Source organism: Aminobacter sp. J41 (genome assembly GCF_000526635.1).
In the GTDB taxonomy this organism is placed as follows: domain Bacteria; phylum Pseudomonadota; class Alphaproteobacteria; order Rhizobiales; family Rhizobiaceae; genus Aerobium.
This window is the reverse complement of record NZ_JAGL01000001.1, coordinates 1-12,388: the sequence shown is the minus strand read 5'-3', so window position 1 is coordinate 12,388 and position 12,388 is coordinate 1. Positions and strand designations below refer to the sequence as shown.

General features: G+C 65.3%; 11 protein-coding genes and 1 pseudogene. 7 read left to right on the top strand and 5 right to left on the bottom strand.

All coding sequences use genetic code 11. The features are described from left to right. Positions 1-9 precede the first annotated feature (9 nt). The 5 genes from L630_RS0100060 to L630_RS0100040 all read right to left on the bottom strand — a co-directional run bounded on the left by L630_RS0100060 (position 10) and on the right by L630_RS0100040 (position 5,891). Positions 10-1,032, bottom strand: coding sequence for a LacI family DNA-binding transcriptional regulator (locus L630_RS0100060; RefSeq protein ID WP_024846242.1), 1,023 nt, complete (start codon positions 1,030-1,032; stop codon positions 10-12). After that, positions 1,029-1,985 (bottom strand): ABC transporter permease, encoded by a 957-nt coding sequence (locus tag L630_RS0100055; protein WP_024846241.1) that lies wholly within the window; start codon positions 1,983-1,985, stop codon positions 1,029-1,031. The genes L630_RS0100060 and L630_RS0100055 overlap by 4 nt, the downstream gene beginning before the upstream one ends. Beyond that, the gene (locus L630_RS0100050) at positions 1,982-2,971 is read right to left on the bottom strand and encodes an ABC transporter permease (RefSeq protein ID WP_034329090.1); all 990 of its coding nucleotides are present in this window, start codon (positions 2,969-2,971) and stop codon (positions 1,982-1,984) included. The genes L630_RS0100055 and L630_RS0100050 overlap by 4 nt, the downstream gene beginning before the upstream one ends. Positions 2,972-3,308: 337 nt before the next feature. Next, positions 3,309-4,802: a sugar ABC transporter ATP-binding protein gene (locus L630_RS0100045; protein ID WP_024846239.1), complete on the bottom strand. Its 1,494-nt coding sequence runs from the start codon at positions 4,800-4,802 to the stop codon at positions 3,309-3,311. A 63-nt stretch (positions 4,803-4,865) separates the two neighbouring features. Beyond that, positions 4,866-5,891 carry an ABC transporter substrate-binding protein gene (locus tag L630_RS0100040; RefSeq protein WP_024846238.1) on the bottom strand — a complete coding sequence of 342 codons (1,026 nt, stop codon included), beginning with the start codon at positions 5,889-5,891 and terminating at the stop codon, positions 4,866-4,868. Between the two features lie 322 nt (positions 5,892-6,213). On the opposite strand from L630_RS0100040, the gene L630_RS0100035 reads away from it, so the two are divergent. From L630_RS0100035 to L630_RS22730, 7 genes and pseudogenes are all read left to right on the top strand, one after another. Next, entirely contained in the window at positions 6,214-6,789 is a 576-nt protein-coding gene (locus L630_RS0100035) for a carboxymuconolactone decarboxylase family protein (protein ID WP_024846237.1), read from the top strand. Continuing rightward, entirely contained in the window at positions 6,786-7,865 is a 1,080-nt protein-coding gene (locus tag L630_RS0100030; RefSeq protein ID WP_024846236.1) for an acyl-CoA/acyl-ACP dehydrogenase, read from the top strand. The genes L630_RS0100035 and L630_RS0100030 overlap by 4 nt, the downstream gene beginning before the upstream one ends. Next, positions 7,862-8,650: an ABC transporter ATP-binding protein gene (locus tag L630_RS0100025; RefSeq protein WP_024846235.1), complete on the top strand. Its 789-nt coding sequence runs from the start codon at positions 7,862-7,864 to the stop codon at positions 8,648-8,650. The genes L630_RS0100030 and L630_RS0100025 overlap by 4 nt, the downstream gene beginning before the upstream one ends. A gap of 13 nt (positions 8,651-8,663) precedes the next feature. Further along, positions 8,664-9,857 carry an ABC transporter substrate-binding protein gene (locus L630_RS0100020; RefSeq protein WP_024846234.1) on the top strand — a complete coding sequence of 398 codons (1,194 nt, stop codon included), beginning with the start codon at positions 8,664-8,666 and terminating at the stop codon, positions 9,855-9,857. Beyond that, the gene (locus tag L630_RS0100015) at positions 9,854-10,681 is read left to right on the top strand and encodes an ABC transporter permease (RefSeq protein ID WP_198019524.1); all 828 of its coding nucleotides are present in this window, start codon (positions 9,854-9,856) and stop codon (positions 10,679-10,681) included. The genes L630_RS0100020 and L630_RS0100015 overlap by 4 nt, the downstream gene beginning before the upstream one ends. A 149-nt stretch (positions 10,682-10,830) precedes the next feature. Further along, positions 10,831-11,928 (top strand): DNA (cytosine-5-)-methyltransferase, encoded by a 1,098-nt coding sequence (dcm, locus tag L630_RS20830; protein ID WP_280940228.1) that lies wholly within the window; start codon positions 10,831-10,833, stop codon positions 11,926-11,928. Positions 11,929-12,225: 297 nt separating this feature from the next. Continuing rightward, positions 12,226-12,388 (top strand): annotated as a pseudogene (locus L630_RS22730) (IS256 family transposase); the annotation flags it as partial.

Here is a 12,388-nt window from a genome sequence, read left to right as displayed (position 1 = left end):
AACTCTCCCTCAGGTCATGCGGACGGGACCGGTGGTCCCGCGAATTTTCAGCGTGGTAGGCATCACGATGGGCTCGGGCGAAAGCTCAGCCTCGCCCATCACGTCGAGCAGCAGCGACATTGCCTTGCGGCCGATATCGGCGCGCGGCTGGCTCACCGTCGTCAGCGGCGGGAACAGCGCCTTGCTCAGATAAATGTCGTCGAAGCCGACCACCGAGACGTCGCCCGGCACGTCGAGCCCACGGCGGCGAAGCTCGTGGATGACGCCGAACGCCATCTCGTCATTGGCGCAGAAGATCGCCGTCGGCGGCTCGGGCAGGTCGCAGAGTTTCGCGCCGAGTTCGTGCCCGGTTGCGAGCAGGTAGTCGCCGCGCTGCTCGTAGCCCGGCAGGATCGGCAGGTTCGCTGCCTCCATAGCCGCGCGCCAGCCGTCGCGGCGCAGCGTCGCCATCACCTCCGGCAGGGGGCCGGTGAGGTGGGCGATGCGCGTGTGGCCGAGGCCGATCAGGTGCTCGACCGCCTCGCGCGCGGCGCGGAAATTGTCGACCTGCACATGCGGCAGGCCATAGCCTTCGATGGTTTCGAGGGCGACCACCAGCGGCAGGCGCGACAGCGCCTCGCGCTCGGCCTCGAGTTTTGGCGGCAGCTTCCCGGTCATGAGGATCATGCCGTCCGCATGGCCGTCGCGGAGCATGTCGAAATACTCCATCTCGCGGCGCCGGTCGTTCTGGGTATTGCCCATCAGCACCGCGTAGCCGGCGGCACTCGCCGCTTCCTCGACGCCCTTCATGACCTCCAGATAGAACGGGTTGCCGATGTCGCGCACGACCATCAGCACCGACATCGAGCGCTGGGTGCGCAGATTGCGGGCGCTGACGTTCGGCCGGTAGTTCATCGCCCGTGCCGTCTCGCGGATCCGGCTCAGCGTCGGCTCGGCAACGAGCCCGCTGCCCGAAAGCGCGCGCGAGACAGTGGCGGGCGACACGCCCACCTTCTCGGCGATGTCCTTGATCTTGGGCCTGCGACCGCTCATGCGCGCATGGCCTTCCCGCGGCCGTAGAACAGCATCAGCAACAGGAGCGTTGCGCCAAAGATCATCTGGCGGCCGGATTCGTCGATGTTGACGGTGGTCAGGATGCCCTGCAGCACGGTCAGCATCATCGCACCCGCCATGGTGCCGGTGTAGCCGCCCTTGCCGCCGGCAAGCGACGTGCCGCCGAACACGACCGCAATGATCGACGGGAGCATGTACTGCTCACCGACATTGGCGAAGGACGAACCCGAATAGCCGATCAGGCAGATGCCTGCGATGGAAGCAAAGACGCCCGACAGCGCAAACAGCGAGATGCGGATCGCGGCGACCGGCACGCCCGCCATGCGCGCCGCCTGTTCGTTGGACCCGATCGCATAGATGCGATGGCCGTAGACGGTGCGCGACAGAAGGAAGGCGAGGAACAGGCCGATCAGCACCCACAGCCAGATAATGCCGGGAAGGCCGAGCAGGATCGGCTTGGTGACGAACTGCGACAGGCCCGGCGCCGCGCGGCCCGACGGGATGCCCTGGCGGATGACGACCAGCAGGCCCTGCAGCACGCCGAGCATGCCGAGCGTCATGACGAGCGGCGGGATGCGCATCAGAGTGACGCCGACGCCGTTGATGAGGCCGATCAGCGCGCCGGCGGCGATGCAGCCGAGGATGGCGAGCGGGATGCCGGCGTTCTGGCCGTCCATCAGATTGCCGGCAATGATCGCCGACAGCGAGACGACGCCGCCGACGGAAAGGTCGATGCCTTCACGCCCGCCGAGGATGACGAGGTTCTGGCCCGCTGCGACGATGCCGAGCAGGGCCGCGACGATCAAAAGGCGCATGATCTGCGTCGGCGAGGCAAAGCCCGGTGACAGCATCTCGCCGGCGAAGAGCAGCAGGACGATCAGCGCCAGCGCGACGAAGATGGGGTTCTTCAGCATTTCGGGGACCTGGGTCATGCGCGCGCCCTCCGGCCGATCAGGATGCCGGCAACCAGCGCGACAAGGATGGCGAGGCCCTGCACGAGGTTCTGCCATTCGGACGGCGTGCCGACGAAGTAGACCAGCGAATTGATGAGGCCGATGATCAGCGCGCCGAAGACGGAGCCGACGACGGTGCCGTAGCCGCCCGCAAGAGCGGTGCCGCCGAGCACGACGGCCGCGACCGAATAAAGGGTCATCTTGCCGCCGACGAGCGGATCACCGCTCGCGGTATCGCCGGTGATGCAGAAGGCTGCGAGCGCGGCAAACAGGCCGCAGAAGGCATAGCCGCGGATGCGGATCGCCGTCACCGGCAGGCCGCTCTGGTAGGCGCCCTGCGCGTCGTCGCCGACGGCAAGCAGCTGCAGCGAATGGCGGGTGCGCGAGAGAACATAGAGGATCACGGCGAGCACGATCGCTGCCCAGAACACGAACGGAATTTCGAGGATGCGCCCGCCATAGGTGCGCCAGAAGGTGGCCGGGGCGGGTGTGCCCGCGACCGGCATCACCCACAGCGCAAGGCCGGTGAAGAAGATCGAGGTCGCGAAGGTGGCGACGATCGCCTGCAGGCGGAAGGCGGCGACGACCATGCCGTTGACGATGCCGCAGGCAAGGCCGACCGCGAGCCCCGCGGCCATTGCGGTGAAGACCGATGCGCCGCTGTCGCCCATCGCCGCCATGATGGCAACGATGACGACGTTGACCAGCGAGACGATCGCGCCGGCCGACAGGTCGATGTCGCCGGCATAGACGACATAGGTCTGGGCGACGGCGAGCAGCATCAGCGCCATGTAGGTCTTGATGAGACCGGTGATGCCGACGAGGCTGACGCTGCGCGGCTGCCAGATGCCGTTGAGCACCAAGAGAACCAGCATGATCACCAGCGCCGGCACGAACGGATATCGCTCGATGAACCGCTTCAGCGCGCCGGGCTGGCGCGGCGGCTTGGCAACAGCATCAACCATCATGCCTTCTCCTGTGACGGGGAGGGGATCGGTGGATTTGGACGTGACAGGCGGTCCTTCACGCGGGTCGCGGAGGCCGGCACAGCACCCCCACCCCTTACCCCTCCCCACAAGGGGGAGGGGGATTCTGAGATGTCCGCGCGCCTCGATCGTTGAGACGACAGCCCTCGACGCGGGAGGCCGAGTTCAAGCCCATCCGCGCGCAGCGCAGTTGGCGCTGAAGTCGCAGTTTGCACCTGTTTGAGCGCAAGCCTTGCAAGTTCCCCCTCCCACTTGTGGGGAGGGGTAAGGGGTGGGGGTGCCAAGCGGCCCGATTTGCAAGAAGAAAAGTTCCTCATCACGCGGCCTCGTAGGCTGCTTCGTAGAGGTTGAAGCGCGTGCGCTCGGCGCCGGTGAGCTCGCGGGTGATGCGGCCGCCATTAAAGACGAGGATGCGGTCGGAGTTGGCCAGCAGCTCCGCGTCCTCCGACGAATAGAGCACAATGGCCATGCCCTCGGCGGCAAGCCGGCGCACCAGCGCGAACAGATCGCTCTTGGCGGCAAGGTCGATGCCCTTGGTCGGATCGTCGAGCAGCAGCACCTTCGGCCGGTCGATCAGCCAGCGGGCGATGACGATCTTCTGCTGGTTGCCGCCGGAGAGCGATCCGATGGGATGCGAGAAGCTGGCGAACTTCGTCTTCAGCGCTTCGACGGCGGGCGTCGCCTTTGCCTTCAGCACGGATGGGCTGGCGAGCGCGAGCCGGTTGCGCAGGAAATGGATCGGCGTGAGGTTTTCGAGGATCGGCCGGCCCTGGATGACGCCATCGCGGCCGCGGTCGCCGGAGACATAGGCGAGGCCCGCGCGGATCGCCGCGCGCGGATCGTGCGGGTGGTAGGCGCCGCCGTCCAGCGTTACATCGCCGGTCGCGACCGAGCCCGCGCCAAACAGCGCGCGCAGCACCGACGACTGGCCCTGGCCGTGGAGCCCGCCGAGGCCAAGGATCTCGCCCTGGCGCACCTCGAAGCTGACATCGGAAAAACCGGTGCCGGAGAGGGAGGAAAGCTTCAGCGCGACCGGCCCTGTCGCCTGCGGCGCGGCGTCGGCATGTTCGGCAAGCGTCGGTTCCTCGCCCACCATCATGCGCACGACTTCCTGCGCGTTGGTGTCGGCAATGCGGGAGGTGCCGACGGTGGCGCCGTCGCGCAACACGGTGACGCGGTCGCCGAGAGCAAAGATCTCGTCCATGCGGTGCGAGATGAAGACGATGGCGCGGCCTTCGCTCTTGAGGCGGCGCAGGATTTCGAAGAAGCGGTCGACCTGGGCGCGGTCGAGCGCGGACGTCGGCTCGTCGAAGATCAGGATCTGCGCTTCGCTCGCGAGCGTCTTCATGATCTCGACCAGCTGGCGCTGGTCGGCGCGCAGTACGTCGACGGTGAGGTCCGGCGCAAAGCCTTCGCCAGTGACGCCGTCAAACAGTTCGATGTAGCGCCGTGCGCGCTCGGACAAAGCCTTGCGGTCGATGAAGGGGCCCTTCATCGGCAGGTCGGGCAGGCAGATGTTCTCCTCGACCGTGCGCCGCGCGGCGAGGCTGAGTTCCTGGTAGAAGATGCCGATGCCGAGCGCCTTGGAAGCGCGCGGACCGCTCATGGTGACGGGCTTGCCGTCGAGCAGCACCTCGCCCTTGTCGGGCCGCACCGAGCCGGCGACGATCTTGCAGAGCGTGCTCTTGCCGGATCCGTTCGAGCCGATGAGGACGTGCACCTCGCCAGCTTCAAGCTCGAGGTCGCCGCGGCTGAGCGCCACCGTTGCGCCGTAAGCCTTGCTTACGCCGCTGATCTTCAGCTTTGCCATGTCGGAAAACTCCTGCCCTGTTGCGGAAGCGGGGGGACCCCGCTTCCGGCTCGTCAGGATGGTTTACTTGAACAGCGCCTCGGCCTCTTCGATCGAGAGGGCGCTGGTGAAGGAGTAGTAGCCCGGCTTGCCCTCGACCTGCTTTGCAGCCTCGGCGAGGTTGCTCGAGTCGATGAACGGAATCGGCAGGTACATGGCGTTGCCGTACTGGCCAGCCGTTGCCGGCTCCTTGAGCTCGCGGCCTTCAAGCATGAAGACGGCGACGTTGAGCGCCGAGGCCATCACGCCGGGCGGGTTCACGGACGCGCCGGAGTTCAGCTTCTCGGAGGTCCAGAGGTCGATGAAGTCCTTGCGGATTTCGCCGGTCGCCGCGATGTCGCCGGCCTTGCCCGCATCCATGATCGACTTCCAGGCGCCGGCGGCCATGCCGTCCTGAACCCAAACGCCGTTGATGTCCGGGTTGGTGGCGAGGAGATTCTGCATGGCCTGCTGGCCCTGCGCCTGATCCCAGTTCGCGTTGACCTCGTTGACGACCTTGATGTCCGGATACTTCTCGAACACCGAACGGTAGCCGGCGACGCGCATCTCGTTGGCCGGGTGGCCGGCGACGCCGTTGATGGCGACGACGTTGCCCTTGCCATTCAGGGTCTTGGCGAGCCATTCGGCGCCAGCTGCGCCCCAGGCCGTCTGGTCGATGCCGACATAGATCGCATCCGGGGAGGAGACCTCGGCGTCGGTGGAGATCACCAGGATGCCGGCTTCCTTGGCCTGTGCGAAGACCGGGTCGAAGGCGGTCGGGCTGTTCGGGTTGATGATGATCGCGTCGACGCCTTCATTGATGAAGTTGCGGACGTGGGCGATCTGGCCCGGCACGTCGACATTGGCGCTCTGCACCACGACCTCGACATTGTGGCCACGTTCCTTCCAGGCAGCGGCGGCGGCCTGGGCTTCCTCGATCATCTGGGTGCGCCACTCGGAACCGACCCAACCGTTGGAGAGGCCGATCTTGTAGTCTGCAGCGGATACGGATGAGGCAGAGATCGCAGCGGCGGCTACGCCGGCGAGTGCGAGCAGGGTCAGTTTCTTCACAGGTTCCTCCCTTAGTGCGAACTGATGAAATCGATTGTAAGAGCAAAATGAAATCGATTTCAAGCGGATTTTGGCGACATCCTCAGCCGAAGAGCCGCCTCCGCCGCGAAATTTCCTCCACAAGTCCATGTTGTCCTGAAACTCGGACGTTGCCAACTGCGCAAAGCTTTTGCGGCAGCAACCGTTTCCATTACTGCAAGGTCAGGCAGAACAACATTCTCAGATTCTGCGGGAATTTGTGAGGCCTTGATCGGGGCTTCCTGCGGTCCGGATGATAGATTTGGCCAGACATTAGAAAAATTTACCCCGCGAGGAGATATAAATGTCCCGCTTGCCGCTGCGCACCATTGAAGATGCTCCGGACGAGGCGAAGGAACGCCTTGCCACAGCCCAGAAGAACAACGGTTACCTGCCGAACCTCCTGCGCGTGCTTGCCAACGCTCCGGTCGCGCTCGAAACCTACCTCACCGTCGGCGGCATCAACGCCCGCGCCTCGCTGACGCTCGCCGAGCGCGAGGCCGTGCAGATTACCGCTGCCGCGACCCACGGATGCGGCTTCTGCGTCGCCGGACACACCGCCATCGGCTACAAGAAGGCCCACCTTGAAGAGGCCATCGTCGAGGCGCTGCGCAACAAGACGACCGTGCCGGATGCCCGCCTCAACGCCGTCGCCCGCTTCACCGAGGAAGTGATCGCCGCCCGCGGCGCCGTCTCCGACGATGCGCTCGCGACCTTCAAGGCAGCCGGCTACACCGACCAGCAGGCGCTGGAAGTCGTGCTCGGCGTCAGCCTCGCGACGCTCTGCAACTTCGCCAACAATCTCGGCCAGCCGCCGCTCAACGAGCAGCTCGAGCCGTATCGCTGGCAGCCGGAAGCAGCACGGGCAGCAGCAGAATGAGCGCGCGCGTGAACCTTCCTGCCGATCTCGTCGAGTGGCTCGCAGGCGTTGCCTGCGACGTTGACACCGGTGCGGTTCCCGCCGCCGAGATCCTGCCGCGTCTCGCCGGGGCAGGGCTGGTTCGCGCGGGTGTTCCGGCAAACAAGGGCGGCGCGGGCGGCGACATCGTCGATGCCGTCGCCACCATTGCTGCCGTTGCCGAGGAATCGCTGGCCGCGGCCTTCATCCTCTGGGGCCAGCGCACCTATGTCGAATATCTCCTGCAGAGCCCCAACCGGACGCTGGAGGAGCGGCAGCTTGCCGAAATTCTCGACGGCCGCGTCGCCGGCGCGACGGGACTTTCCAACGCCATGAAGTTCCTCGCCGGCCTCGAGCCGCTGCAGATCGTGGCGCGCAGGGAAGGCGACGAGCTCGTCCTCGACGGCAAGATGCCGTGGGTGACGAACCTTCGCCGCGAAGGCTTCCATGTCGCGGCGGCGGTCGACCAGGCCGATGGCGGCCCGGCGCTGGTGGTTGCGCTGTCGCATGACGACGAGGGACTCTCTCGCTCCGACGACCTGCAGCTGATGGGCATGTGCTCGTCGGATACGGCCGCCGTCACCATCACCGGTGTGCGCATCGGCCGCGACCGCATCCTCTCCGACAATGCCGGCCAGTGGCTGCCGGAGGTTCGTCCGGCCTTCGCGGGCCTCCAGTGCGGCATGTCGATCGGCCTTGCGCGCCGCGCGCTCGCCGAAGCCGGCAAGGTCGCCGGCGCTGGCCGCAGCGTGCTGGGCGAGCCGATCGCGCAGTTGAGCCAGCAGCTCGCCAGGGCAGAGGCGCGGATGTATGCCGGCCTGCGCTCTCGCGAGTTCGAGGCCAATGCCGCTCCGCTGTTCGAGCTTCGCATCGAGCTTGCCGAGATCGTCGCTGAGGCGGTGTCGCTCGAACTGCAGGCGTCCGGGGGCAAGGCGTACCTCGCCGGCCCCGGCCGCGCGTTCGCCCGCCGCTGGCGCGAGGCGGCCTTCGTGCCGGTCATCACGCCGAGCCTGGTGCAGCTCAAGGCGGCCCTGCTTGAGAGGCAGAAGGCCGCATGAACGTTGCCCGCGTCGTCCCGCAGACTCCCGCGCTGAGCGCCCGCAACATCGGCCTGCGCTATGACGGCGCTGACAAGCCGGTGCTGAGCGGCTTCAGTCTCGATCTCGCCGAGGGCGAGATCGTCTCGCTCCTGGGATCGAGCGGCGTCGGCAAGTCGAGCCTCTTGCGCGTGCTGGCCGGGCTCCAGCCGCCGAGCACCGGCGAGGTGCAGACGGCAGGGCGCGTCGTCTCGGGCGTTCACCCGCGCCTGGCGATGGCGTTCCAGAACCCGGCGCTGCTGCCGTGGCTCGACCTTGAGGCGAACGTTGCCTTCGGCCTCGACTTCAGGCGCCAGCCAAAGATTTCCCGCGTCGAACTTACGGCCCGCGTTGACCAGGCGATCCGCGAAGTTGGGCTTTCCCATGCGCGAAAACTGCGCCCTGCAGCGCTTTCCGGCGGCATGGCGCAGCGCGCGGCACTTGCCCGCTGCCTTGCGCGCGAGCCGCAGGTGCTGCTCCTCGACGAGCCGTTCGGCGCGCTCGATGAAGTGACGCGTTCGGAAATGCAGCGCCTCCTGGTCAAGGTCGTCAGCGACTACGGGACAGCCGCAGTGCTCGTCACGCACGACATCGACGAGGCGCTGCTCGTCTCCGACCGCATCATCCTGCTTGGTGGTTCGCCCGCATCGCAAATCGGCGAGTGGACCATCGACCTGCCAAAACCTCGCGAGGATTTCGTCGAAGAACTCGGCCAGATCCGCGTCGAGATCGTCTCAACGCTTCGCAACGCGGTTCGCCGCCACTGAATGGACCACACCCATGCCGACGGATGATTTTCTCTTCTCCCGCCGCGATATCGTGAAGCTTTCCGCGCTTCTGACGGCTTCCGGCGCCATGCCGTTCCTCAACATGCGCAAGGCACGCGCCCAGTCGGACGACGAGCCGGTGCGCGTCGGCTACCTGCCGATCACCGATGCGACGCCGCTGCTCGTCGCGCACGGCAAAGGCTTCTTCGAGGCCGAGGGCCTCAAGGTCGAGAAGCCGGTGCTGTTCCGCGGCTGGTCGCAGATCGTCGAGGCGTTCCTGGCCGGGCAGGTCAATGTCGTGCACCTGCTGTCACCGATCACCGTCTGGGCGCGCTATGGCAGCAAGACGCCGGCGAAGGTGGTAGCCTGGAACCACACCAGCGGCTCGGGCCTGACGGTTGGCCACGACATCAATTCGGTGGCCGAACTCGGCGGCAAGACGGTTGCGATCCCATTCTGGTACTCGATCCACAATGTCGTGCTGCAAAAGCTGCTGCGCGAGAACGGCCTGAAGCCGGTCACCCGCCCGTCGGGCGAGATCGCGGCCGACGAGGTGAACCTGCTGATCATGGCGCCGTCGGACATGGTGCCAGCGCTCGCCGCCGGCCAGATCGCCGGCTACATCGTCGCCGAGCCTTTCAACGCCGCCGCCGAGGTCAACCAGGTCGGCAAGGTGCTGCGCTTTACCGGCGATGTCTGGAAAGACCACGCCTGCTGCGTCGTCTTCATGAACGAGCAGGACCTTTCCGAGCGCCCCGAATGGTCGCAGAAGGTCGTCAACGCGATGGTGAAGGCGCAGCTGTGGACGCGCGACAACCGCGCCGAGACCGCGCAGCTGCTTTCCTCCGCCAACGAGCAGAAGTACACGCCGCACAGCCCGGAAATCCTGTCGCGCGTGCTGACGCCCACCGACGAGGACCTCGCCGAATACGTCAAGACCGGCGCGGTCAAACATCCGGAGTGGCGCGACCGCCGCATCGACTTCCAGCCCTATCCGTTCCCGACCTATACCGAGGAACTGGTGAAGCTCTTGAAGGAAACCCATGTCGAGGGCGACCGCGCCTTCCTCGACGCGCTCGACCCGGCCTTTGCCGCCAAGGACCTCGTCGACGACAGCTTCGTGAAGAAGGCAATCGCGGAAGCCGGCGGCCTGCAGGCCTTCGGCCTTGCGGATTCCTTCGACCGTCAGGAGGTAATCCAGGCGTGACTGTCATTGCGGACGAGACCCGGCAGCCCGCGGTTGCCCCGGCAAGAAAGACTGCTTCAGCGGAGCTGCAGCGCCGTGCGCTGCATGTCGCGCTGGGGCTCGTCGGCCTCGTCCTCATCCTGATCGCCTGGTGGCTTGCCACGGACATTTTCGCGGGCGAGAAGAGCTTTGCCCGCCGCTTCTCGCCGACCGCCGCGCTGCCGGCGCTGGTGACGCTGCTGAGCGGCCCGGACCTGTGGGTGCATATCGGCGTCAGCCTCAAGCGCGTGCTGATCGGCCTTGCCGCGGCACTTGCCGTTGGGATTCCGCTCGGCCTTCTCGTCGGCGCCTCCCGGCTGGCGGAATCGGCGACGACGCCGGCCTTCCAGTTCCTGCGCATGATCTCGCCGCTGTCATGGATGCCGATCGCGGTGATGGTGTTCGGCGTGGGCGACGCGCCGATCTACTTCCTGCTCGCCTTCGCGGCGGTCTGGCCGATTCTGCTCAACACGGCCGCCGGCGTGCGCCAGCTCGACCGCCACTGGCTGCTGCTGGCAAGGAGCCTTGCGGCGACGCGCTGGGAGACGCTGACGCGCGTCATCATCCCCGGCGTGCTCGGCAACGTGCTCACCGGCCTTCGCCTTGCCATCGGCATTACCTGGATCGTGCTGGTGCCGTGCGAGATGCTGGGCGTGCAGGCCGGCCTCGGCTACTTCATCCTCGATACCCGAGACCGCCTTGCCTATCCCGCATTGATGGCTACCGTCATCGCCATCGGCGTCATCGGCTTCGCGCTCGACTACGCAGCGAGAGCGTTTGTTCAGAGGTATGGACGGGGCGGGTGAGGGGGCTGCGGTCGCCTGAAAGGCCTGGCTTGGGCCGTTCCTTTGGGATTTCTCGCCTGCGTACCGGTAAGTTTACCGTTGTTCACTTATTGTTCCCGTGACATGATGTTAACGATTGTTCCTAGCGATTCCCGCGGAGAAGGGCTTTCATGTCATCGTTTTCGGAGCTGCGGCTTCAGGCTGGTCTGACCATCAACGAGGCAGCGCGGGCTCTTGGCTGCACTGAACGCCAGATTTGCCAGTTTGAAGCGGGGGAGGCAGAACCCCGGCAGCATTTGATGGAGTTGCTGAGGCTCATGGGCCGCACAGGGGCAGCAAGCCCTTTCACATTTATCGATCTGTTTGCGGGAATTGGCGGGCTGCGGCGCGCCTTTGACGCCATCGGCGGACACTGCGTTTTCACATCCGAGTGGAACACCTTTGCGCAGAAGACCTATGCGGCCAACTTTCGGGATAACCGTCCCATTGAGGGGGACATAACGAAGGTCAGCACCGAAGATATTCCTGACCACGATGTTTTGGTGGCCGGGTTCCCGTGCCAACCCTTTTCAATTGCCGGCGTCTCCAAGAAGAACTCACTGGGACGAAGCCATGGCTTCGCCTGTGAGGCGCAAGGCACGTTGTTTTTCGACGTGGCCCGTATTCTTGAAGCCAAGAGGCCTGCAGCCTTCCTGCTGGAGAATGTAAAAAATCTCCAGAGCCATGATCGCGGCCGCACATTTGAGGTCATTATCCGGACGCTACGCGAGGAGTTGGGCTATCATGTCCACTACCGCATCATCGATGCCCAGCACTTTGTGCCGCAGCACCGGGAGCGCATCGTTCTTGTAGGTTTCCGCGAAGAAGTTCCGTTCTCCTGGGATGATCTGTTTCTGCCGGAGAAAGGTTCTGTCCGGCTGGGGAGTATTCTGCACCCCGAAGATGGCAGCGAGGCAGCTGAAGAGCCTTACACCCTCGGACCAGACGCAACGGTTAATCCCAAGTACACGCTGACCGACAAGCTCTGGAATTACCTGAAGGGATACGCCGACAAACACAAGGCGAAGGGCAACGGGTTCGGCTATGGCCTTGTCACGCCGGAGGATGTGTCGAGGACGCTGTCTGCCCGTTACTACAAGGATGGGTCCGAGATTCTGGTGTCGCAGGGCAAGAACAAAAATCCGCGCCGCCTGACGCCACGCGAATGCGCGCGTCTGATGGGATACCCGGATGACTTCCGCATCCCTGTTTCAGATACCCAGGCCTAGAAGCAATTTGGCAACTCGGTGGCTGTCCCTGTTTTTCAGGAGGTCGCGAGGATCATGCTGCCTCATATTCAGGCTCTCATCAGCTCGCGGGGCCAGCGCAAGGCTGCCTGATTTGTGACAGACGTTCACGATCCCGGAACACGAAGCCGCAATATGGCGGCCATCAGAAGCGGCAACACGAAGCCTGAACTCTTCGGTGACGTCCCCGGACGTGGTGTAGCTGGGTAGCGCGGCGGTCATCGGCGCTTTCCGGTAGGGTCTGGTTGCGAGACCAACCCCTTTCCGGAAGGAACACCGATGACCGACGACATGATGAACCTGCGCGCGCTGGTGGAGAAGACCCCCGACGCCGATCTCCTGCGCGAGATGATCGGCTTTGCCGCCGAGCGGTTGATGGAGATGGAGGTGGGTGCGGCCACCGGCGCCGCTTATGGCGAGAAGAACCCGCTTCGTCTGGCCC